Source organism: Acinetobacter sp. H1(2024) (assembly GCF_046557555.1).
Classification (GTDB): domain Bacteria; phylum Pseudomonadota; class Gammaproteobacteria; order Pseudomonadales; family Moraxellaceae; genus Acinetobacter; species Acinetobacter seifertii.
The window spans coordinates 698,588-723,254 of sequence record NZ_JBKGFO010000002.1; the positions used below are offsets into that span (position 1 = coordinate 698,588).

Annotated in this window: 19 protein-coding genes; 10 read left to right on the plus strand and 9 right to left on the minus strand. The window is 38.6% G+C overall.

What is annotated here, in order from left to right:
• Positions 1-171: 171 nt before the first annotated feature.
• The 4 genes from ACLCEG_RS09055 to ACLCEG_RS09070 are packed head-to-tail and all read right to left on the minus strand — an operon-like array spanning position 172 to position 9,383.
• Positions 172-1,620 carry an efflux transporter outer membrane subunit gene (locus ACLCEG_RS09055; protein ID WP_151761969.1) on the minus strand — a complete coding sequence of 483 codons (1,449 nt, stop codon included), beginning with the start codon at positions 1,618-1,620 and terminating at the stop codon, positions 172-174.
• 12 nt (positions 1,621-1,632) lie between these two features.
• Positions 1,633-4,806, minus strand: coding sequence for an efflux RND transporter permease subunit (locus ACLCEG_RS09060; protein WP_410567210.1), 3,174 nt, complete (start codon positions 4,804-4,806; stop codon positions 1,633-1,635).
• Positions 4,803-7,964, minus strand: coding sequence for an MdtB/MuxB family multidrug efflux RND transporter permease subunit (locus tag ACLCEG_RS09065; RefSeq protein WP_410567212.1), 3,162 nt, complete (start codon positions 7,962-7,964; stop codon positions 4,803-4,805). The genes ACLCEG_RS09060 and ACLCEG_RS09065 overlap by 4 nt, the downstream gene beginning before the upstream one ends.
• 9 nt (positions 7,965-7,973) lie before the next feature.
• Positions 7,974-9,383, minus strand: a complete 1,410-nt coding sequence (locus ACLCEG_RS09070; protein WP_410567214.1) for an efflux RND transporter periplasmic adaptor subunit — start codon at positions 9,381-9,383, stop codon at positions 7,974-7,976.
• Between the two features lie 299 nt (positions 9,384-9,682).
• Between ACLCEG_RS09070 and ACLCEG_RS09075 the strand changes: the two genes are divergently transcribed.
• Positions 9,683-10,111, plus strand: a complete 429-nt coding sequence (locus ACLCEG_RS09075; RefSeq protein WP_410567216.1) for an SgcJ/EcaC family oxidoreductase — start codon at positions 9,683-9,685, stop codon at positions 10,109-10,111.
• 243 nt (positions 10,112-10,354) lie between these two features.
• Entirely contained in the window at positions 10,355-11,626 is a 1,272-nt protein-coding gene (locus tag ACLCEG_RS09080) for a tyrosine-type recombinase/integrase (protein ID WP_017816587.1), read from the plus strand.
• A 125-nt stretch (positions 11,627-11,751) separates the two neighbouring features.
• On the opposite strand, the gene moaB is transcribed toward ACLCEG_RS09080, so the two are convergent.
• The 3 genes from moaB to ACLCEG_RS09095 form a co-directional block, all read right to left on the minus strand.
• Entirely contained in the window at positions 11,752-12,249 is a 498-nt protein-coding gene (moaB, locus tag ACLCEG_RS09085; RefSeq protein WP_031975202.1) for a molybdenum cofactor biosynthesis protein B, read from the minus strand.
• 249 nt (positions 12,250-12,498) lie between these two features.
• The gene (locus ACLCEG_RS09090) at positions 12,499-12,909 is read right to left on the minus strand and encodes a Fur family transcriptional regulator (RefSeq protein WP_017816585.1); all 411 of its coding nucleotides are present in this window, start codon (positions 12,907-12,909) and stop codon (positions 12,499-12,501) included.
• Positions 12,902-13,648, minus strand: a complete 747-nt coding sequence (locus ACLCEG_RS09095; RefSeq protein WP_017816584.1) for a D-Ala-D-Ala carboxypeptidase family metallohydrolase — start codon at positions 13,646-13,648, stop codon at positions 12,902-12,904. The genes ACLCEG_RS09090 and ACLCEG_RS09095 overlap by 8 nt, the downstream gene beginning before the upstream one ends.
• Positions 13,649-13,838: 190 nt before the next feature.
• On the opposite strand from ACLCEG_RS09095, the gene cysS reads away from it, so the two are divergent.
• The 8 genes from cysS (at position 13,839) to thrS (ending at position 21,675) form a co-directional block, all read left to right on the plus strand.
• Complete coding sequence (cysS, locus tag ACLCEG_RS09100) at positions 13,839-15,284, plus strand: cysteine--tRNA ligase (RefSeq protein WP_017816583.1); 1,446 nt, start codon at positions 13,839-13,841, stop codon at positions 15,282-15,284.
• The gene (locus tag ACLCEG_RS09105) at positions 15,277-15,468 is read left to right on the plus strand and encodes a hypothetical protein (protein ID WP_017816582.1); all 192 of its coding nucleotides are present in this window, start codon (positions 15,277-15,279) and stop codon (positions 15,466-15,468) included. Before cysS ends, ACLCEG_RS09105 begins: the two co-directional genes overlap by 8 nt.
• 488 nt (positions 15,469-15,956) lie before the next feature.
• The gene (fur, locus tag ACLCEG_RS09110; RefSeq protein WP_025468461.1) at positions 15,957-16,373 is read left to right on the plus strand and encodes a ferric iron uptake transcriptional regulator; all 417 of its coding nucleotides are present in this window, start codon (positions 15,957-15,959) and stop codon (positions 16,371-16,373) included.
• A gap of 101 nt (positions 16,374-16,474) precedes the next feature.
• Entirely contained in the window at positions 16,475-17,380 is a 906-nt protein-coding gene (folE2, locus tag ACLCEG_RS09115; RefSeq protein WP_024439327.1) for a GTP cyclohydrolase FolE2, read from the plus strand.
• On the plus strand, positions 17,374-17,793 hold the full coding sequence (gene hisI, locus ACLCEG_RS09120; protein WP_017816579.1) for a phosphoribosyl-AMP cyclohydrolase: 420 nt from the start codon (positions 17,374-17,376) through the stop codon (positions 17,791-17,793). Before folE2 ends, hisI begins: the two co-directional genes overlap by 7 nt.
• A gap of 29 nt (positions 17,794-17,822) precedes the next feature.
• Positions 17,823-18,383 carry a carbonate dehydratase gene (locus ACLCEG_RS09125; RefSeq protein WP_017816578.1) on the plus strand — a complete coding sequence of 187 codons (561 nt, stop codon included), beginning with the start codon at positions 17,823-17,825 and terminating at the stop codon, positions 18,381-18,383.
• A complete protein-coding gene (locus ACLCEG_RS09130) occupies positions 18,373-19,728 on the plus strand; it encodes a dihydroorotase (RefSeq protein WP_017816577.1) in 1,356 nt (451 codons plus the stop codon). Before ACLCEG_RS09125 ends, ACLCEG_RS09130 begins: the two co-directional genes overlap by 11 nt.
• Positions 19,729-19,764: 36 nt before the next feature.
• Positions 19,765-21,675, plus strand: coding sequence for a threonine--tRNA ligase (thrS, locus tag ACLCEG_RS09135; RefSeq protein WP_017816576.1), 1,911 nt, complete (start codon positions 19,765-19,767; stop codon positions 21,673-21,675).
• Between the two features lie 382 nt (positions 21,676-22,057).
• Here thrS and ACLCEG_RS09140 read toward each other — a convergent pair whose 3' ends face one another.
• Positions 22,058-22,513 (minus strand): copper resistance protein NlpE N-terminal domain-containing protein, encoded by a 456-nt coding sequence (locus ACLCEG_RS09140; RefSeq protein ID WP_017816575.1) that lies wholly within the window; start codon positions 22,511-22,513, stop codon positions 22,058-22,060.
• A 46-nt stretch (positions 22,514-22,559) separates the two neighbouring features.
• Positions 22,560-24,665, minus strand: coding sequence for a TonB-dependent receptor (locus ACLCEG_RS09145; protein WP_410567223.1), 2,106 nt, complete (start codon positions 24,663-24,665; stop codon positions 22,560-22,562).
• Between the last annotated feature and the right edge of the window lie 2 nt (positions 24,666-24,667).

Sequence of the window (24,667 nt, forward strand, 5' to 3'; positions counted from 1 at the left end):
AGACGATGTTTGATTATTCATCATATTAAACTCGTTATGAGTCAATTTTGTTTATCTTATATTTTTATCTTTATTTTATAAAAACTGCTTAATGAATATTTTATAGCCACATAGCTGCTTGTCCGCCAAAGGTAGCGCGACAAAGCAACTATTGTTCTATGTGTCTCTTAGCTATTCAAAGCTTCCCCCCATCGAGCTAATCAAGCTAACAGTTGTCTGATATTGCTTACTCATGAGTGACCACACACTGTTTTGTGCTGACAAACGGGTATTTTGTGCAGTCAAAACGTTTAAGTATCCGACCATTCCTGCTTTGTATTGATTCATCGTGGTATTTTCAGCACGCGTAGCTGCCTGTAGCCCTTGCTTTTGCTCATTTACTTCTTTTGAAAGTAAAGCTTGAGAAGCAATATTGTCTTCAACTTCTTGGATAGCTGAAAGTACAGTTTGTTTATAAGAAGCTGCACTCGCGTCATAAGCAGCTAGAGCTTGTTTGGTTTGAGCATGTCGAAGCCCACCATCAAACAGGGTCGCTGCGAGCGTAGGACCAACCGACCAAATAAAATTAGGCGCATTAAACAAGTCACTTAACTTACTGCTTTTATAACCTAAACTTCCTCCCAAGCTAAAATCTGGGAAAATGGCGAGTTTAGCTACCCCTACTTGAGCATTTGCTGCTGCCATGTTTCTTTCTGCTACAGCTACATCAGGACGACGCTCTAATATACTTGATGGGAGTTCAACTGGTATTTGTGGCAATGAAGGCAAAGTTTTCGGCATTGTTAGCTGAAATTGGTCTTGTGGCTGACCAATTAAGGTAGCAATGGCGTGCTGTAATTTTACTTGCGACAATTGCATGTCAGTATAATTCGCTTGAGCACTTTGATATTGGCTTTGTGCCTGATCGACCGTAGTCGATGCCACTATGCCGGCTTTATATTGATTTTGGGTAAGCTGTAAGGACTTCTTAAGGTTATTCAGACTTTCTTGCTGCGACTGTAGCTGAAAACCTTGCACCACCCATTGTAAGTAAGTGGTGGCAAGTTGGGCCTGCATACTTAAACGGATTGAGTTAAGTTCTGCTTCACTTGCTTGGGCTTTATTCTGGTTCACTAAAATATTTTGGTGAACTTTACCCCAAAAGTCGGGCTCCCAGCTCGCATTTACCCCCAAACCATAACTTGTGGTTGCTGATGCTTCGCCAGATTTGGAGCGAGTGGCTGACGTATTTCCAGTGACTGTCGGTCTAGTCCCTGCTTTCGCTTCACTCAGCAGTGCTGTGGCTTGACGGTACTGTGCTTCGTATTGTGCAATCGAGGCATTCTCTCGATTCAACTGATCAACGAGTTTATTTAATTGTTCATCCTGAAAAATTTGCCACCATTCACCTTTGGGTAAATGATCACTTGGCAGCGCAATTTTCCAACCATCAGTTTGCCACTTTTTAATATCTAAACCATATTGTGATGGCTGAGAAAAATTGGCACCAATATTCACATGAGGTGTAGGTTCCGGTTTGACCAACTGACAACCTGACAATGTACCAGACAATATGACTACCAAACTTCCCAAGGCATTAAACGAGAGCTGTTTAAACCGTACATGATTTTTTTGATGCATTAACATACCCTCTTATTTCTTTAAGCCCATTTGTTTCATAGACCATATGTTTTTGAACTTACGTTTTCCCCATTCGCTCAATTGGTCAATATATAAGTACATTACAGGCGTACTATATAAAGTTAATATCTGACTAATGATCAAACCACCCACAATCGATACACCCAAAGGCACATGTAACTCCGCACCGTCACCTCGGCCCAAAGCCAAAGGTAGAGCACCAAATAAAGCTGCAAATGTTGTCATCATAATTGGTCTAAAACGTAGCACTGATGCATCTAAAATCGCTGTTTCAGGTTTTAAACTTTGCTTTCGCTGCAAAGTTAATGCGACGTCAATCATCATGATGGCATTCTTTTTCACAATACCAATCAGCAATAAAATTCCGATGAGAGCAATTACGGTAAATTCCATTTTAAAAAGAATGAGAGCGATGAGCGCCCCTAATCCCGCAGACGGCAATGTAGAAAGAATAGTCAATGGATGAGCAAAGCTTTCATATAAAATTCCGAGCACAATATAAATCACCACAATTGCCGCCAAAATAAGTAATGGCTCTGAACTTAAGGAAGATTGAAACGCTTTTGCCGAACCTTGGAATGACCCACGTATAGAAGTTGGGACTTTTAATTCATTCATTGCATTATTAATTTGGACGGTAGCATCTGAAAGTGAATAGCCATCATTTAAATTGAATGTAATGGTACTGGCAGCAAATAATCCTTGATGATTGACCGACAAAGAAGTGTTCGCAGCTTTCCATGAACTAAATGTAGATAAAGGGATGGACTGCCCTTGAGCATCTTGTATATAAATACTGTTGAGCGCTTCCACACTTTTTGCAAACTCAGGTGCAACTTCCATGACCACATGATATTGATTCATCGGGTTATAAATGGTCGAGACTTGTCGCTGACCGAAAGCATCATTTAACGTACTATCGACTTGAGCTTGCGTTATACCCATCATTTTCATTTTGTCATGATCAAAACTAAGCTTGGTTTCTAACCCTTTCACATCCTGATCACTAGATACATCGGTTAAAGCTGGCAGTTTAGATAAAGCAGCTTGAATTTTTGGGGTCCAGCTTCTTAGTGCAGTTAAGTCATCGCCTTGTAAGGTGTATTGATAACTGGCATCACTTGAGCGACCTCCAATATTAATATCTTGTACAGGTCTGAGACTAAAACGTATTCCTGCTTCATGCCCAAGAACTTTACGTAATCGAGCCATGATCTGGTCTGGGGTATCTGCTCTTTCACCCAAAGGTTTTAAAGCTAAAAATAAATTTGCCCGATTAAGTTGGGAACCTCCAAGTGTGCCCATTACATGATCAACGGCTGGGTCTTTCCCAATCACAGCAATGTATTTTTTAAGCTTGATATTCATTGCATCAAAGGAAATATTTTGGTCTGCAACTAAAGATCCCATCATGACCCCTGTATCTTGTTGGGGGAAGAAACCTTTAGGCACAGCAATATATAAGTAAACATTCAGTCCAATCGTAAAAATGAAAATAATCATCGTCATAGCTTTATGTCGCAATGCGACTGCCAAACTACGCTTATATAGCAGGGTAATTCGTCCAAATAAGCCCTGTTTTTTTAAATACTCATCATCAGATGCGACTAAAAGAGCTTCGCTATAATCGTCAGTTTTTGAAGTCTGTTCAACTATCAGGTTTTCAGTGTTTGGCTGATTTTTCTTATTTCTTTTCAACCACCATGCACACAGCATAGGTGTGGTGGTGAGTGAAACTACCATTGAAATTAAGATGGCATAGCTTAAGGTCATGGCAAACTCATGGAACAAACGCCCCACAATTCCACCCATAAGTAAAATAGGTACAAATACCGCAATCAATGAAATGCTCATTGAGATTACTGTAAAACTAACCTCTCTTGCCCCCGTAATTGCTGCCTGCATGGGAGCAAGCCCCTCTTCCATTCGCCTTGAAATGGTTTCAAGCACAACAATGGTATCGTCTACCACAAACCCTGTCGCAATCGTCAAGGCCATTAAACTAATGTTGTTTAATGAAAAGCCTGAGGCATACATCAAAGCAAAAGTACCCACCAGAGAAATTGGTACAGTAATCGCAGGAATTAAAGTGGCTCGGCCATTTTTCAAAAATACGAAAACAACAATAATGACCAATATAATCGCAATAATTAAAGTCCGTTCAATCTCTCTTAAAGAAGCTTGAATGGTCTTACTACGATCAACCGCTGTATGAATTTCTATTTGTGATGGAAGTGCCTGTTGTAAGGTCGGCAACATTTGGTTGATGCGTTGAATGGTTTCAATTACATTGGCATTAGGCTGTTTAAATACCATAATCAAAACAGATGGTTGATCTGCATAGTAACCCGCATTACGACTATCTAATACAGAGTCTTTTACTTCTCCAACATCAGAAATTCTAACCGCTCCCCCATTTTTATAGCTCACAATTAAGGGAATATAGTCAGCAGCTTGTTTGGCTTGGTCATTTGCTTTAACTTCCCACAGCTCTTGTTTCTTTTCTATAAAGCCCTTAGGTCGGTTTGCATTTGTTGAAGTAATGGCAGAACGTACTGTATCTAGCCCAATACCATAGTGCGCCAACTGGCTAGGGTTAAGCTCAACCCGTACCGCGGGCTGTGCTGCTCCCCCAATGCTGACATCACCAACTCCCTCAATCTGGAGGAGTTTTTGTCCCAAAATCGTATCGGCTGCATCATACATCTGTCCTCTAGATAAAGTTTTAGAGGTCAGCGCCAAAATCATGACAGGCGCATCAGCAGGATTGGCCTTTCGATAAGTTGGGTTATTTTGAAGCCCCGACGGTAACGAAGAAAGCGATGCATTAATTGCACCCTGCACGTCACGAGCAGCGCCATTAATATCACGATTTAAATCAAACTGAAGCGTAATACGAGTAGAGCCTAATGTACTTGAAGAGGTAATTTCATTTACCCCAGCAATACGTCCTAAATTTCGCTCTAACGGCGTAGCCACAGTAGCTGCCATTACCTCCGGACTTGCCCCTGCTTGTTTTGCTGTTACAGAAATAGTAGGAAAATCAACTCGCGGCAATGAAGCGACGGGTAAAATATTAAAAGCTAATAAACCCAGCAATACCAACCCAATACTCAGTAAAGTCGTTGCTACAGGACGGCGTATAAAAGGCGTTGAAATACTCATACTTCATCCACCCCAGACTTAAAATGTTCATAAGGTGGCAACTCGCTGGCATCTTTATCTGGACGGCGATTTCCTTTTATGCGCTGAGCCAAATGGTCAAAAGCGAGATAAACAACTGGTGTGGTAAATAAAGTAAGAAGCTGACTCAGAATTAAACCACCAATCATGGTAATACCAAGTGGATGGCGTAATTCCGATCCCATTCCACTCCCAATGACTAGAGGCACGGCACCTAACAATGCTGCCATAGTGGTCATTAAAATTGGTCTAAATCTTAGTAAACAAGCTTGATAAATTGACTCCATTGGGGTCAGCCCCTGATGCCGTTCTGCATCTAGGGCGAAATCAATCATCATAATTGCATTTTTCTTAACAATACCAATCAGCAGCACAATGCCAATAATCGCAATAATGTTTAAATCATTATGAGTTAAGGACAATGCTAAAAGTGCGCCAATCCCTGCCGATGGTAATGTCGATAAAATGGTGAGTGGATGTATGAAGCTTTCATAAAGCACACCCAAAATAATATACATCACCACAATTGCAGCAATAATGAGCCATACCGTATTACTTAAAGAAGCTTGAAACGCAAGAGCAGCACCCTGAAATTGAGTCATCAAACTGTTTGGTAGTTTTAACTGTTGCTCGGTTTCTTTAACCGCTTGAACTGCTTGCTCTAATGACACACCTTGAGCAGTATCAAATGAAATTGTTGCCGTTGGGAATTGACCTAAATGGTTAATCTCAAGCAAGGTATTTCTAGGTTGAATCGTGGCGATTGAACTTAAACGAACAGGCTTTCCACTGCTTGAAGGAACATATAAATCCTGTAAGGCTTGTAGACCATTTTGATCTTGTTCTGATAACCCAAGCACTACATGATATTGATTGGTTTGAGTGAAAATAGTACTGATGAGTCTTTGCCCAAATGCGTTGTAAAGAATGTTATCAATACTCGCTGTCGTCACCCCATATTGAGCGGCGGCGTCACGGTTAATATCAACATAAACCTGTAAGCCTTTATCTTGCCAGTCACTTGCTAAATTTGTAATTTCAGGACGCAAAGACAACGCTTGAACAAGTTGTGGAATCCATGTCGCCAAGTCCTCAGAACGCGTAGATTGCACAGTAAACTGATATTGGGTTCTACTTTGTCTTGCATCGATTGTTAAATCTTGAGCAGGTTGCAAATATGTAGTCACACCTTGAGCTTTACTCAGGCGTTGTTGCAAATCACTAATAACCGTCTGCACATCGGGACGAGCCGATTTATCCTTTAAATTAATTAAAATACGGCCGGTATTGAGTGAGCTATTTGTCCCATCCACACCAATAAATGATGAAATACTTTGTACAGCAGGATCTTGCAAAATAATTTTTGCAGTTTCTTGCTGTTTCACGCTCATTGCCTGAAATGAAATCGTCTGGTCAGCTTCAGTTGTAGCAATAATTTGTCCTGTATCCTGAACAGGGAAAAAACCTTTCGGGATAAAAACATACAACATAACCGTAAAGACAAACGTCGCAACCGTAACGACTAAAAATAGCCCTTGTCGTGCCAACACCCAACGTAATGCTTTGGAGTAAACACCAATCGTTTTATCAAAAAAGCTCCCCATGGCATGATAAAAACGTCCCTGCTCTGCCTCAGGGATATGTTTGAGCAATCTTGAAGACAGCATTGGGGTCAGAGTCAAAGAAATAAAAGCTGAAATTAAAATAGAAACAGCAAGGGTTACTGCAAACTCACGGAATAATCGTCCAACTACATCGCCCATAAATAACAGAGGAATGAGTACAGCAATTAGCGAAATAGTCAGGGAAATAATGGTAAAACCGATTTGCTCTGAACCTTTTAAGGCAGCCTGCATCGGTGACTCACCTTGCTCAATATAACGGGAAATGTTTTCGATCATGACAATCGCATCGTCAATGACAAAACCCGTTGCAATTGTAAGCGCCATCAAACTTAAGTTATCGACCGAAAAACCGATCAGATACATCACAGCAAAAGTACCGACCAAAGAAAGTGGTAATGCCACTGCCGGAATAAAGGTTGCCCGTACACTACGTAAAAATAGAAACACGACAATGATGACCAGCACCATTGCCAAAACCAGCTCAAACTCTACATCGGTTAGTGAGGCCTGAATGGTCGCAGTACTATCATTTAAAATTTCCACATTCACAGATTGTGGAAAACTACTTTGTAATTTTGGCAGGATTTGCTTAATTTGATCCGCAACCTGAATCACATTTGCATTAGGTTGACGTTGCACATTAATAATAATGGCTGGCGTTTGGGTTGCAGCGTTATTGCTAGTATGTCCAACCCATGCTGCTAAACGCACGTTTTCTGCGGAATCAATGGTCGCAGCAATATCAGACATTCGAATTGGTGCACCATTTTTATAAGCAATAATTAAATTTTTATAATCATCCGCCGTATGCAACTGATCATTGCCATCAATGGTAGAGGACTGTACGGCACCACTAATGGTACCTTTCGCTTGATTCACGTTAGCTGCCGTGACCGCTGTGCGCACATCTTCTAAAGTCAGCCCCATATTGGCCAAAGCTGCCGAGTTTACTTGTAAACGCACTGCGGGGCGCTGTCCACCACTTACACCAATTAAGCCAACTCCACTCACTTGAGAAAGTTGTTGTGCTAAACGGGTATCGACCAGATCTTCCAGTTTAGTAATCGGCATCTCTTTAGAGCTGATTGCAATGGTCATAATTGGCTTATCAGCCGGATTTACTTTGCTATAGGTCGGTGGAGTGAGCAAATCGTTAGGTAACAAATTATTGGATGCATTAATCGCAGCCTGTACTTCTTGTTCAGCGACATCCAATCCCAAATTTAAATTAAATTGCAAAGTAATGACCGATGCCCCATTGGAGCTAGTCGATGACATTTGGCTTAGACCCGGCATCTGCCCAAACTGACGTTCAAGCGGAGCGGTAATCGTTGAAGCAATAACCTCAGGACTAGCACCCGGATATAAGGTCGTGACCTGCATAGTTGGATAATCGACCTCTGGCAATGAAGCCACAGGCAAAAATTTCCAAGACACCAACCCACATAAAAAAATGGCAATCATGACCAGTGTAGTCGCCACTGGACGCTGGATAAATAAACGGGAAGGATTCATCGGAACTCCTTACTGCGCGTTTTGAGCAGAAGGTTGACTGGCTACAACACTTGATGTGTTAGCCTGTTCACGTCGATGTTGCCATTTATGCTGTCCAGTATCTGAAGTGCTATTTGCCTCTGGTGTGCCACCTTGCGCATTTTGATGCTGCCAGTGCCGACTACCACCATTTGTATCAGTAGCTTGCCCTGCACCTTGATGTCGTCCAGTACCAGCTACACTAATTTTTGCGCCATCTTTAAGTTTATCTACGCCATCTGTGACTACGCTATCATGGACTGTTAATGCCCCACTGGTAATTACGGTGTTATCACCTACAACAGCCCCAGTTTGAACATTCACAGCACTTACAGTCTGGTCAGAATTCACTTTATAAACAAAAGAACCATTGGCACCGAGTTGTAAAGCAACTGTTGGAACAATCATCGCATTGGCAATATTGCCTAAACTCATCCGAACATTAACGAACTGATTTGGAAATAAATGCTGGTTTTGATTATCAAAACTGGCTTTGATATTAATAGTTCCAGTATTGATATTGACCTGATTATCTAAAGCCACCAATTTACCATCGGCCAGTTTTTGAGTGTTTTGACGATCCCAAGCTTCCACTTTAACGTTTTGGTTAGGGTTATCCATAATCTGCATCAATTGCGTTAAATATTGCTCAGGTACAGCGAATACCACTGAAATATTCTTAAACTGAGTAATATTAGCGATGCCGTTTGCATCAGATGTCGTCACCATATTTCCAACATCTACCTGACGTAAACCTATACGCCCATCTACTGGAGATACAACACGCGTATAACTTAATTGGAGTTTTGCATTTTCAACAGCAGCCTGATCTGTCTTTAAGACACCTTCATACTGTTTGACCAACGATGCTTGAGTATCATACTGTTGCTTAGCAATTGAATCTTGCTTCCAAAGCTGAGCATAGCGTTGTAAATCAAGCTTAGCATTCGTTAACAATGCCTGATCTTTAAGTAACTGGCCTTGAGCTTGCAATAAAGTTGCTTTAGGGGCACGGTCATCAATAAGCGCTAAAAGCTGCCCCTTGTGAACATAACTCCCTTCTTTAAAATTAATTTGCATCAACGTGCCATTAATTAACGGATGCACAATAATTGTATTGGTGGAGGTGACGGTACCTAAAGCTTGAATGGTTTGTTGTACATCATGTTGCACCACTTTACTCGTGCCAACCACAATAGCAGAGTTGCCCCCTCCAAAATGACTACCTTTTCCTCTTTTATCCGAAGATGCACTTTGTGAAGACTTTAGCGGCTGATGTGTTAAATGCCAGATTCCAAACCCTACAAGGAATAGTATTAAAAACAATACTATATAGCTTAAAAATGACTTAGTTTTTGAAGGTTTTTTTATGACCTTGTTTGGTTCAGATGTGTCATTCATAGAATCATCGTACGCTTATTTTTTCATACAATATAAATATGCTTTTATGTTTAATTTAGACTTAAATGTTAACAAATCACTACACAATTGTTTGATTAAAGTAAATTGTTCAGCTTTTTTTAATTAATGATTTTAATAGTTTAATTAAACTTATTTTAAATTTTTCATATATAACCTATTTATAAGCTATCAATATATATGCTGAAATAACAGTCTCAGTATAATTATTATAAAAAAAGATTGCTTCATCATTTTTCTAGAATAAATTTAAGTAAATAGATACAAATGGCAGGAATTGTATGAATCAAAAAATAACAAACCCAGAAGATATTCCTTTAGTATTTCAAATCGCATGGAATAATCATGATATGAAGGCCTTTGCTGCCCTTTTTCATCAAGATGCGACTTTCGTTAATCGTTTCGGTCATTACGTTAAAGGTACTAAGGAAATTATTGCACTTCACCAACCTATTCATCAAACAATCTATAGCGACTCAACACTAGAGAATGAACTCATAGACATCACTCCCATAAGTGACAATATTTGTATTTCTCATTTTTGGAGTCGCTTAAGTGCAGGTATAGCTTATCCTCAAGGTCCTCATCAAATTGACACTCTCATTCTTACTGTACTTATTAAGGAAAATAATTCTTGGTCCATTCAGGCGCTTGAAAATGTGACTTTAACGAACCCACGCACAGGAGAGACCATACTTAGAGATTTGTGAAATCGAGCGATATAGTTTTTTTAATAATTTATAAGCAAAAAAAAGCCCTTGTCATTAACAAGGGCTTTTTAAGAATTTTGGCGGAAGCGGTGTCCGTATAACAAGGGTCTCATGCCGTCTAAACCAATATTATAAAAATATATTTTTCAACAACTTAATACAATAATAGTCTAACTACGTCTTGTCTAGTCTAATCATTTCTAGTAATTTAAGAGGGGTAAGTTGTGGGGTAAATAAAAGATCATGCCAAAGAAAGCTAAAGAACTATCTGCTCTCAGTGTAGCAAAAATCAAAGAAACTGGTCGCCATTCTGTAGGGGGTGTTGATGGCCTTTGCTTAAATGTCGAAGGCAATTCACGTGTCTGGATTTTACGTGCAGTAGTTGGTAAACGTCTTGATAAGGATGGTAAGCAAAAACCGCATCGCCGTGATATTGGTCTTGGTCCCTACCCTGAAGTTTCTTTAGCTGAAGCTCGTGCTAAAGCCACTGAACTAAGATTACAAATACGAAGTGGTATTGATCCTATTGCTCATAAGCAGGAACTACTCGAAAAGCTCCGCATCCAGCAGTTAAAGAATAAAACTTTCCGTGAATGTGCCAAAGTTGTGATTACCAATAAAACTCGTGAACTTAAAAATGAAAAACATATTGGGCAATGGTCATCGACACTAGAAACTTATATATATCCAACGTTAGGTGATATTAGCATTGGCACGATTACCAAAGTCGATATTGCTGAAGTTCTTAAGCCTATCTGGATTGAGAAAAACGAAACAGCTAAACGTATTCGGGGGCGTATAGAAACTATTTTCGATTATGCTAAGGCTATGGAGTATTTTATTGGAGATAATCCTGCTGCATGGAAAGGCAACTTAGAGCCCATTCTTGGAAACTTAAAGAAAGAGTCCAAACCTCATCCGTCATTGCCATATATACAAGTTGCTGGTTTCATTCAGGACTTAAGACAAAAAACTGGAATTTCTCCCAAAGCATTAGAATTTGCCATATTAACGGCTTGTCGCTCAGGTGAAGTATTTGGTGCTTTATGGAAGGAAATTGATTTTAAAAATAAAATCTGGATTATTCCGAAAGAGCGAATGAAAGCGGATAAAGAACACCGTGTTCCTTTATCTGAATCAGCCATTAGATTACTTGAGCAACTTTATCAAGAAATCCATCCTCAACCAGATGACTTTATTTTCCCTGCTCCACGCGGTGGTATGTTATCAGATATGTCTTTAACCACATTAATTAAACGGATGCATGACAAGAAATTAAAAGAAGATGGGATTGGCTATATTGATTCTAAGCAAAATCGAGTGATCACGACACATGGTTTTCGTTCAACTTTCCGTGATTGGTCTGCAGATAAAACAGATTATCCTCGCGAAGTCTGTGAACATGTATTAGCACATAAGCTACCAGATGAAGTTGAAGCAGCTTACTTACGCGGGGCCTATCTTGAAAAACGTAAGGGATTAATGGAGGATTGGGCTAAATTCTGTAATACTTAACTTATTCACACATATTTATAAGAAAACGTATTGGTACTAAAAAGAATTTAGTCCACAAATTTACACTGACAGCCTATATCAAATATAAGTAACTGTTAGATCAGATTTGGACTATAACTAACTAATTAGGCATAGAAATGTTCAACAAAATTACACGGTCTTGTGGTTGCATCTAATTGGTCTTTTAGTATCTTTTCCCAAGCGGTTTTACAGGCATTAGTCGACCCTGGCAAACAGAATATCCCCGTATGATTTGCTATTTCTGCTAATGCCCGCGATTGAATCGTTGCCATACCAATCTCTGTCATCGATATGGCTCTAAATACTTCTCCAAATCCGTCTATAGATTTATCAAATAAAACTGATACTGCTTCAGGAGTAATATCGCGATCATAAAAGCCAGTGCCACCAGTAATCAGTATCACGGATATTTGGGCATCTGCGATGAATTGACTAACGAAAGACCGAATTTGATAGCGATCATCTATACTGATCTGACGAGATAAAACTTGATGGCCAGCCTGAATCACAGCGGCTTCTAAATAGTCACCAGATTTATCATTTGCAAAAGTTCTAGTGTCGGATATGGTTAATATCGCAATATTTAAAGCCTGAAATTTCATAGTTATATCCTCGCCTATATGTATCTAAAGAAGTAAGTTTTGTATCAATTAAAATACTATTAATCCCGACTAGAGAAATGAATTATACAAATTCTTCCAATTTTCAGACCCCTCTGCCATTGCTTAATTTCTCAGTTAACATACATCAAATCGTTGAATGAGTTCCGGTTTATCCATATCTATACTAATAATTACATAGTGATAATTTAGGTAGGATGGCTAAAGGACTAGCCATTGGCTTTCTCACATTTATGTTAATAAAGGGCTGTTATGTTTGGAAAAACACAAAGCGCATTGACCTACTAACTCTAAATAATGATGTCTAGAGTTAAAATTTTTGGGGAAAATAGACTGTTCAATGACTTGGGCAAACTGAGGCGAATCAACAATTTCTATTGCCTGACACTCGGTACAAATCGTGACAAGTAAATAGGTTTGTTTATTCTTTAATTCATATGCTAAATATTTATTCAAGGAATCAAGTTTAAGAATTAGTCCATAACCCGATAATTTTTTTAAAATACGATAAATCTGTACTGGAGAATGTAGCCCCAAAGGTTTTGCCTTTTCTAATAAAGCGTAGGCACTCATTGCCTTCTGCTCATTCTGTAAAATGGATAAGACCCTTTGCTGAGTTACACTGAGTTTTAATTTATTCATCTACTTTTCCTTTATTATTTTGATTGGACAAGAGCTGAGTAACGCAAGGAGATGAAGTACTATGATGATCTGGTCCCCATGTACGATATCCGACACTATCAATATGGATTTGCCCAGAAGCATAGACTCCAAGTCCCATATTTAAAGCTGCACCATTTTCAGCCCAAAATTGACACAATTTAGTTTTTGTTTGCTGAATCATCCAAAGTTCTTCTGATGATGGTTGTTCAGAACCAATTCGAAAATCAAGCGCTGCATTAAAAACATGCCGCGATGAGTCTGCACCTCCTGCGCAACGGTTTAAGTTATAGTTTCGATAGACAGAGGTGACCGTAAAATCATCAATCACCTTGGCATCCACCAATTTCTTCAAAATAGTGAGTGTAGGAACAATATTGCCCCATACTTCCTGAGGTGGAATTTCATATTCAGGTGCATCACAGCTTTGCCAATTTCGTGCTGTTTGAAATAGTTCAAATTCAGGTACAACACCCAGTAAATTATATTTTTTTAAAAATGTTTGATAATGATTCACTTGAGCGTTATGTGAAGGTTGCGAAATCCAATGTTGATAAGCTATTGGCGCAGTTTTTGGATACGATCGTTTCGACTGTACAGATTTATCTTTTACCGTGGCATGTCGTCCAGAGGCATTAGATGAGTTAATCAATTGCCCCGTTTGTTTCTGACTGCATGCTGTAAGACAGAACAGTAAACCAATAATTAAAAAATGTTTCATAGCCACTTATTTCAATCTCGAATCTTAAAACGCTTGATGGGCAATTTTAATAAGTTTGCTACCCATTATGTAATGTTATAACATAACTTTAATATTTAAAAGTTCTTCTGTCTCTCAAGTTAAAAGAAGAACATTAGTTTTTGATTTGATTATGTCGTGCAATGAATAGAGCGCTAACTAGGAAAAAATAATGTCCGATTTGTATGTTTATAATGCTGAAACTCGATCCAAAGAGCGCTTCAAACCTATTGTAGCAAATGAAATCAAACTCTATGTCTGTGGAATCACCGTTTATGACTATTGTCATATTGGACATGCACGAACCATGGTTGCCTTTGACTTTATTGTTCGCTTTTTGAGATCACAAGGCTGGAAAGTAAAATATATCCGTAATATTACGGATATTGATGACAAGATTATTCATAAAGCTCAAGAAAACCATGAATCCATTGGTGAATTGACGGATCGCTTTATTCAGGCAATGCATGAAGATTTTCAAACATTAGGCTGCCTTTCTCCAGATGTAGAGCCTAAAGCAACCGATTCAATTCAAGATATCCAAAAAATCATTCAAACCTTAATCGAGAAAAAACACGCCTATCAAACGACTAATGGTGATATTTATTTTTCTGTTGAAAGCTATCCTGACTATGGTCGATTATCAGGTCGAAAATTAGCAGATATGCAAGCTGGTGCAAGCCAACGCGTCAGTTTAGAAACGGAAAAACGCCACCCTTTTGACTTTGTACTTTGGAAAGCATCAAAACCTGATGAACCTACTTGGCGATCCCCTTGGGGGAAGGGTCGACCTGGTTGGCATATTGAATGCTCCGCCATGTCGATGTGTCACTTGGGGAACCATTTCGATATTCATGGTGGTGGTGGAGATCTACTTTTCCCACATCATGAAAATGAAATTGCTCAGAGTGAAGCCGCAACTGGTGAAAAGTATGTAAATTACTGGTTGCATACAGGCTTCATTAATGTAAATGGCGAGAAAATGTCGAAGTCTTTAGGTAATTTTCTCACTATACGTGATGCGCTTAAGGATTATCATCCTGAAGTCATTCGCTTACTGATGATCAGTTCGCATTACCGTAATCCGATTGATTTCTCTAATCATATTTTGAAAGATACGAAGAAAACGCTATTACGTTTCTATCAAGCCCTATATCGTGCGCAAACTTTTATTGACCCAACTAAAAGTTTAGATCAAGTTCAGTATTCAGCTCACCCGTCTCTGCTGACATTTAATCAAGCGATGAATGATGACTTTAATACCCCAGAAGCGTTAGTTGTTTGTTTTGATTTATTGAAACAGCTGAATATAGCTTTAAAGGATGAAAACCAAAATCAAGTCATTGAAAATTATCATTTACTTATTTGGATTGGCAATATTCTAAATATTTTTCAGTATGATCCTGAGAAAATATTAAAACACTCAGATGGTGAACAAGGTCTCCCCCTTTCCGAGCAGGAAATCCAAGAAGCGATTTTGGCGAGAAATACAGCACGAACCAATAAACAATATGCTTTAGCAGACCAAATTCGACAGCAACTACTCAAAAAAGGCATCGTATTAGAAGACACCCCAACTCAAACAATTTGGAAATATGAAGGAAAAGGCCATGGATAAACCTATCATTTTATATTTTGAATCCGAGTTATCTACAAGCAAAGATAAAATATGGGATTGGATCACATCGGTTAAAGGTATCCAGAAAGAGATCCAGCCATTTTTTTCAATGACTGCCCCCAAATATATAACATCACTGCATGATATAAAATTGGATTTTGGGAAACCTCTTTTTCGTAGCTAGGTATTACTTTTGGGCCTTATTCCAATAGATTATCCAGATATAACTTTATTAGAGCTAGAAGAGCAACATAGTTTTGTTGAACAGTCCCCAATGAAATCGATGAAATTATGGCGACATGAAAGGTCGATTAAACTGCACCATTCTAAACCTGACACAGTGATACTAGTTGATAAATTAACATTTCAGCCCAGACGAGCCAGAATTCTCGTCAAAAAGTTTATTGAGGTCGTATTTACACATCGTCATAGAGTATTAAGAAAACACTTTAATCACGAATAGTGGATTTAAGACAAAATTGCCAAGGATGTAGATGGATTTTGACACTTGTCAGATTTAGTCACTTCAAAGTGTAAATGTGACCCCATACCCCCACTTCTGCAAATGTTGGAGAAGATAAATAGCAAAAATATGCAATGCCAAATAACCAACGACTAAAATACATAATGGAAACACACTTATTTAAATTGTTCTATGAGGTTTAAATGAAAATGACTATCACCAATCAAGATCTACGAAAAGCAGGGCTGAAAGTCACCTTACCCCGACTTAAAATTTTAAAAATATTGGAAAACTCTATTCCACATCATTTAAGTGCTGAAGATATTTATAAAAAACTTTTAGAACAAGATGAAGATGTTGGATTAGCAACGGTCTATCGGGTTTTAACTCAATTTGAAATGGCAGGCATTATTCAACGTCATAACTTTGACCATAATCACGCTGTTTTTGAAATGAAATCAGATAGCACTCACGATCATTTGGTCTGTCAGGAAACAAACCAAATCATTGAATTTAAGTGTGAGGAAATTGAGAAAATACTACTGGACATTGCGGAAAAACATAATTTCACATTAACAGGGCATTCTCTGATCGCATTTGGTTATTGTAGGAATTCTAAAACATAAGATAAAAATTCAGCTATTTACTGCTCCAGCACATAGGAGACTAGAAACAATACCCATTAAATGTTATGTTATAACATAACATTTAATGCTTACTTTCTAATATGAATGCCTCTCAACTGCCAGATGTCTCATCTGAGCCATTTCTTAACACGTATGCCTATCCTCTCGATTGGGTAGGCATGGAAAATATCGCCCTACCTATTCGAATTCAAAATACGCTGTGCACAAGTAAGGTCAATGCTTATGTCAGCTTGGATGATCCTCTTGCCAAGGGCATACATATGTCTAGATTGTATACTCGACTGTTAGAGTTACATGATCTACCCGACCTAACCTTAAACCATATTCATCAAGCACTAGACGACTTCTTAACCAGTCATACACAGCTCTCACAACAAGCCCGCCTAGATATTCAAGCAGAGCTGAACTTAGAACAGCCTGCTTTAATCAGCGCGTTATCGGGCTGGAAAAGCTATCCTTTTAGCTTATCCTGTAAATTAAATGAGTGTACTTTTGAGGCTGAATTAGCAATAGAAATTACCTATTCTTCAACTTGTCCTTGTTCTGCTGCTTTGGCACGAGACCTTATTCAAAAAAGCTTCCAAGAAGCTATTAATACAAAAATAATAAATCCACAAAACACTGATGAAGTGATGGTATGGTTAGGGACAACAGATGCAATTGTTGCCACACCACACAGCCAAAGAAGTTTTGCTCAACTCCGTTTTAAATTAGACCCTCATTTTCAATCAATTCCAATTCAACAGCTTATTTCTCATGCTGAACAAGCATTGGCAACACCCGTTCAAACAGCCGTCAAACGTGTAGATGAACAAGCATTTGCATTAGCCAATGGTCAAAATTTAATGTTCTGTGAGGATGCTTTGCGTCGTTTGTATCACGCATTTATCAATTATTCAGGTATTTCAGGCTTCAACTTCAAAGTCATTCATGCTGAAAGTTTACATGCCCATGATGCAATCGCACAGGGATCATGGCAATGGTAGCTTCAACAGTTTTTCTCGACATTGAACAAGAACATTTAGGTCAACGTTATGACCTAATGACAATTATTGATGCCATTCCTTGGAACAAGGATGGATTAATTACGGCTATTGCCCAAGATATAAGGAGTAAAGATGTCTTAATGCTGGCTTGGATCAACCGTGAGGCACTGCTTGAAACACTGAATACAGAGCAGGTTTGCTACTGGTCACGCTCGCGGCAGTGCTTATGGCGAAAAGGCGAAAGTTCAGGACATCACCAAAAACTCATTGAGGCTCGGCTTGACTGCGACGGTGACAGCATCCTCTTTTTGGTCGAACAAACTGGAGCCGCGTGCCACACCTTCCGCCCAAATTGCTTTTATCTAGGTTTAGATACACAACACGCCACCATTTTAACGCAGCCCATCATTTAGCCCTTTGACGCAATATAGAAGATCTTTTCATGATTCGTAAAAACCCTACAGGACACCTCCCTGTTATTGACCAATCCGCTTATATTGATCAAACCGCAATTATCTGCGGCAAAGTCATTATTGAGGCCAATGTATTTGTTGGTCCATATGCAGTTATTCGCGCGGATGAAGTGAATAAAAATGGCGAGATGCAACCGATTATCATCGGTGAAAACTCGAATATTCAAGATGGTGTTGTTATACATTCAAAAGCAGGTGCGCAAGTCACGATTGGGAAAAATTCATCGATTGCCCACCGTTCGATTATTCATGGTCCTTGTGTAATTGGTAATCACGTATTCGTTGGTTTTAACAGTGTCTTATTTAACTGTAAGGTCGGTGATCATAGTGCCGTCCGTCACAATGCCGTGGTCGATGGTCGAGATTTGCCTGAATCATTTTATGTTCCTGCGATGAGCTATATCAATGCTCGAACCGACTTAAGCCAGTACCCGCCGATTGATATCTCGATCAGTGAGTTTTCTGAAAGTGTAGTGAGCACCAATATTGAATTAGTACAAGGATATAAGGCATTACAAAATGAATTTTAGACAATTACCTGATTTGATCATTCGCAATGCCAACATCGTTAATGAAGGTCAGCAACAAATTTGTGATGTTCTCATTCAGCAAGGACGGATGAGTAAAATCCAACCGAGTATTACAGGTGTCTACAATGCCAAAAGCATTGAGGCTGATGGTGCATGGTTACTCCCAGGCATGATTGATGATCAAGTGCATTTCCGTGATCCAGGCTCACCACAAAAAGGAAGTTTTGCCTCTGAGTCTTTAGCAGCGGCAATTGGTGGGATTACCAGTTTTATGGATATGCCCAATACCAACCCACCGACATTGGATCTAGCCGCACTACACTATAAGAAAGGGATTGCAGCACAACATAGCATAGTTAATTATGCATTTCACTTTGGTGTAAGTGCGCAAAATTTAGAAATTGTTGAAGCGCTTGATCCTAAACTGGTCACTGGTGTGAAAGTCTTTATGGGAGCATCTACTGGGAACATGCTGGTTGATGATCCTAAGGTCTTAGAACGCCTCTTTGCCAATGTTCCTACGATTTTATTAACGCATTGCGAATCCACGCCACGGATTAAACAACTTGAGGCGTTTTATCGTGAAAAATATGATGAAGATATCCCTGCCTATCTACATCCGAAAATTCGTGATAAACAGGCTTGCTTTGAAAGTTCTCAAATGGCGGTATCTCTTGCAGATAAATTCGGGACACAGTTACATGTGCTGCATCTTACGACGGCAAAAGAGCTGTGCTTATTTAAAAATTTGCCTTTAGACAAAAAACATATTACTGCTGAAGTATGTATACATCACCTAACATTTGATGAATCTGATTATGCAGATTTAGGGCATTTAATTAAATGTAATCCAGCAATTAAAACTGTCAGTGACAAGCATGCTCTCATTGAAGCTGTCGCCAATAGTGAACGTCTAGATATTATTGGCACAGACCATGCGCCGCATACTTGGCAAGAAAAACAGCAAACTTATTTTAATGCCCCTTCAGGTTTACCACTAGTTCAGCATGCCTTACCCGCATTATTAGAATTAGTGGCAGATCAGAAACTATCAATTGAAACTCTGGTACGAAAAACTTCACATCAAGTTGCCGATTTATTCCGTATTAAAGATCGAGGTTATATCCGCGAAGGTTATTGGGCTGATTTAGTCCTCATTCGAGAAAATCAACAAAAACAATCAGTAGCTGAACAGACTAATTATATGCGATGCGGCTGGACGCCCTTCCAAAATAAAACGTTCCACCATCTGGTGGATACAACCATCATTTCTGGTCAGCTCGCATGGCATCAACAGCAGCCTTATCTCAACTGTCAAGGTCAAGCTTTAGAAATTGACCGCTAATCTGCAACAGCCCTATTTGTATCTAGACGACTCTACATGAATATCCAGCTTAATTCTTTTGGTTCTACTCAGCATTTTCAACTCGAACAGCCCGTGGCAGTTTCTGAATTTTTGTCCCATTTCAAAATTCAAGGCTATAAAAAAGCTTTCCTCGCCAAGGTTGATTCTCAATTCGTTGATTTACATCATGTCATCCAAGACGACAGCCATATCGAACTCTTCAGTCTGAGTGACGATCACAGTTTAGATCTACTCAGACACTCTTATGCATATTTATTAGCACAGACTGTCCATCAGTTATACTCTGCTGCTCAACCTGTGGAATATCAAATTACCAATCAAGGTATCTATTATGATTTTGCCGATACGCCGCATTTTAATCAGGATGATTTACAACGAATTGAACTGAAAATGCATGAGTGGGTACAACAACATTTAGATATTCGCACAGAAAAGATCACACCTGATCAAGCAGCTGATTTTTTTAAACAGCAAGATTTTGATTTTAAGTATCAATACTTAAAAAATACGAGTAACTCAAGCGACTTATTTTTCCATCAAAATCGTGATTTTTCTGACGTCTATTTATATCCACTTGTACCAAACACTGCTTGTTTAGAGCACTTTAAAGTGACTCATGTTTCTGGTGCATATTGGCAAGGTGATGCTACACAACCCATGTTACAACGGATTTATGTCACATGTTGGGCAGAGCAAAGACAATTAAAGAACCATTTAAAGCAAGTTGAAGAAGCAGCAAAACGAGATCATCGTAAATTAGCACAGCAACTTGATTTACTACATTTTGATGATAAAGCCCCAGGTGCGGTGTTTTGGCATGCAAAAGGTTGGAAGTTATTCCAGTTATTAACGGATTATTTAAGCCAGCAGCAAGATGATGCAGGTTATATCGAAGTAAATACCCCTGATGTCATGGATCGAGAACTGTGGGAAATTTCAGGACACTGGCAAAATTACCGCCAGAATATGTTTACTACACAGACCGAAGACCATCGTGTCTTTGCCCTAAAACCAATGAGTTGCCCTGGAGCGGTTTGTCTTTATGCGCATGGATTAAGAAGCTATAGGGATTTACCATTGCGTATGGCGGAATTTGGTAAAGTTCATCGCTATGAGCCATCTGGCGCTTTACATGGTTTAATGCGCGTTCGACATTTTACCCAAGATGATGCCCACATTTTTTGCACAGAGAGTCAGCTTTTATCTGAATGTAAAGACACGATTGCGCTGATTTATAAAATTTACCAACAATTTGGCTTTAATGAAATTTCGATTAAATTATCCACACGACCAACTCATCGTGTCGGTACGGAAGAAATTTGGGATTTCTTAGAAGATACACTAAAACAATCTCTCGAACAGCTTGATATTCCCTATACCTTAAATATCGGTGAAGGTGCTTTTTATGGTCCTAAAATAGAATTCACTTTAAAAGATGCGATTGGTCGTGAATGGCAATGCGGAACGATTCAGGTTGATTTAAATTTACCAGAACGTTTTAATATTCATTACATTGATGAAAACAATGAAAGGCAAAGACCTGTGATGTTACATCGAGCTTTATTTGGGTCTTTAGAGCGCTTTATTGGTATTTTGATCGAACATTATATGGGGAACTTCCCATTTTGGCTTGCACCTGTCCAAATCGCAATTTTACCTATCACTGATGCGCAACATGCTTATGCTCAACAAGTCCAGCAATTGCTTAAACAATATGGCTTCAGGGCAACCTTAGATTTAAATCAAACGAAATTGAACTACAAAATCCGTGAAAATACGCTTCAGAAAGTGCCTTACCTGATCATTATTGGTGAGCAAGAAATGCAACTATCTTCTGTTAGAGTACGATCACAAAATGGAATGGATTTAGGTGATATCCCGCATGCTGAGCTAGTTAACTTCTTTAAGAGCCTATCTACAAGTTGATCTGATTTATGCTGTATAGTAATTTACAAGAATTTCTTTTTTCAATGCGGCAATTTATCAAGTAAATGGGAGCGTTAGCTCCCATCTTTTTTATGCATTTTTCTTTTTTAAATATGAACCGTACCGAGTTTGTCGGAGACCACTTTTCTAGTGTGAATATCTCTTTATTCTATTTAGGGAATATATTTGGTCAAACATAACTCTATCCTTACTGCGGACTATTAAATATTTCAATGACCTTACTCATTGCTTGACCATTATTTTATTTTGATAGCTCTTAGCATTATTTTAAAAAATGGGCATTTCCATACTTAATATAGTCAAATAGAAAATTTATTAATTTTCTATAATTAGGCACTATGTTTATAGCGCCTAATAATTTTCAGGTTAGTTTATCAAGTTGGAAATCTTCAAAAGACTGATAAGGTAGACCCGTCTTAGTCTCTAAAACTTCAACATAACCACTACCTAAAATCAGCTGATTTCGTTCTTTCACATTCTGTAGTCGAATCTTTATTTTCCCGTTATCCAAGAAGCTAAAACTTCCAACATATAACTCATGCTTGTTGAGATCACTATTACTGGTTCTTTCTAATCGAAAGGTTTGATCTGCATGAATATTTAAATCTACATTCATCCCATTACACTCATCACAAAATGTGGTACATCCAGCACAAGGAAGTGTTCCTTTATAATGGCCTATCCATTTTTGGAGTTGAGCATCTAATGGTTTTTTAACTTCTGAACTGACTTGCTCATTATTTGTAGCTGGATCATGTTGGTCACAACCCATCATTAAGCTAGCAACAATAAAAGAGCTCAATAATCTTTTCTTCATCACGGTTCAACTTAATCTGTTTAATTTCACTATTTCACTCAAAAAATCAGAAAGACCAATCAAAGCGCAAAGTTGCTTTTAATGGTTCACCAGGCTGTACCCAAAAATTAGTATAGCTCGCAACGTAATAATCCTTATCGAAAAGATTATCTATATTGAGTTGGGCTCGTAGATCAGGGCGGATCTGTAAATAGCCACCAATATTCACTACTGTAAATTCAGGCAAAGTTGTTCCATTATCAATATAGTTCGCACTACGCTGTCCATAATAGTTAATAATTCCGACTAGCCCTGCTTCATGGCCAAAGATATTCACTTGATAGTCAGCACTCAAATTAGCTGTATGCTTAGGAATATTTTTAAGTCGCGAACCTTTTTTATCCACTTCACTTTCAATAACTGAAGCATCGGTATAAGTATAATTGGCATTCACTCGGAGACTGTCACTAAATTGATGTTGTAACTCAACCTCAAGCCCCTGACTTTGTACATGACCATTGTCAACATAACTATCAGTAATACCTTCCGTAAGCAAATGACGCTTATCCAAATCAAAATAGGTTAAACCTAACCAACTCTGTGGTAAAAACTGATATTTAGTGCCTAGTTCCCAACTGGTCGTTTTTTCCGGTTCATAAAGCTCATTATTTTTGTTTAACCCAGTATTAAGTTCAAAACCTTTACCCCAGTTACTGTAAAATGAAAGGCGGTCAGTTGGTTTAAAATTAATACCGGCTCGTGGTGTAAACGGTGTAAATGTTTGTTGTGAAGAAATTAACGTTTGATGGTTATCAATCTGCTGCTCTAACCGGTTAAAACGCCCTCCCAATAAGATATTCCATTGATCATTTAAAAATACTTGATCCTGAATATTAATACCGATCATGTCTTGTGTTTCTTTAGTATTTTTAGTCACTCGTGTCAGAGCTAAAATATTTTGGCCATAAATTGGATTATAAATACCAATCGGACTATTTGTACCTGCTGCATTTCTTCGCTGAATTTGGTCAATCGTATAATGCCCAGCTTCTATATTAGTTACTAACTCATGTTTGAGAGAACCAGTATCAAACTTACCTCGTAAAATTGACTGAAAATTTATTGTGTCAGTCTCAAATTGACGAGCTCGACGGAAACGATTTGCTGTTCTTCCATCTGTGGCGATTGAACCAATTTCGGTAGATGTACCTTCACGCTCTCCATGGCTATAAGTAAGCGCTGTAGTATTATTCCAATTATCGTCAAACTCATGATTCAAACGTAACTGATACATCTGATCCTTAATTTTAATATCGCCATCACTTGGTTCACCCAAGAATGTTTTCTTATTTACAGCAACTTTGCCATCAACCATTGGAATACCTCGGTCAAAGACACCTTGATATTCGGCAAACTCCGTATCAAGATTTAATTGGGTTTGATCTGATATCTTCCAAGCTAATTGTGGTGCAAGATAATAATGCTGATTATCTACATGATCTCTAAAACTTTTATTATCTTCATAAGAAGCACCTAAACGATAAGCAAAATCTTCATTAATGGCATCAGTTGTATCAACCGAGAGTCGATATTCCTCTAAAGTACTACCGCTAAGACTTAAAGTGCTCTTGCGTTGCCATTCAGGTTGTTTAGTGGTGATATTCATAATTCCACCAATTGCTCCCTGACCATACATCGCAGCCATTGGACCTTTTAAGAAATCAACTGCTTGGATATTTACCATATCTCGTGGGCTATGAATCCCACTCACAGAACTTAAACCATTACGCACATAGATCGTTCCCATATTAGGATCGGTACTAAATCCACGAAATGAGTAATTATCCCAGAAACCTCCACCATAACTATCTTGATAGACGACACCATTTACAAAAGCCAAAGCATCATTAACCCTTTGAATATTATAGTTTTGAATATCTTTTTCTGAGACATGGGATTTTGTAAAAGGTACATCCAATAGATCATGATTAAACTGAGTAATCGCCTGTGAGGAAGTATGCCTCTCATCTTGTTTCTCAGCAGTAACCGTAATCGTTGGTAACCGCTCTGTGCTTTGATCTACACTCAATTGCTTTTCAGCTGCAACAGCATGTGTTGAACACTGAATGATAAAAATACTCCACGCTAGTGGATGAAATAAAAATTTAGACATAT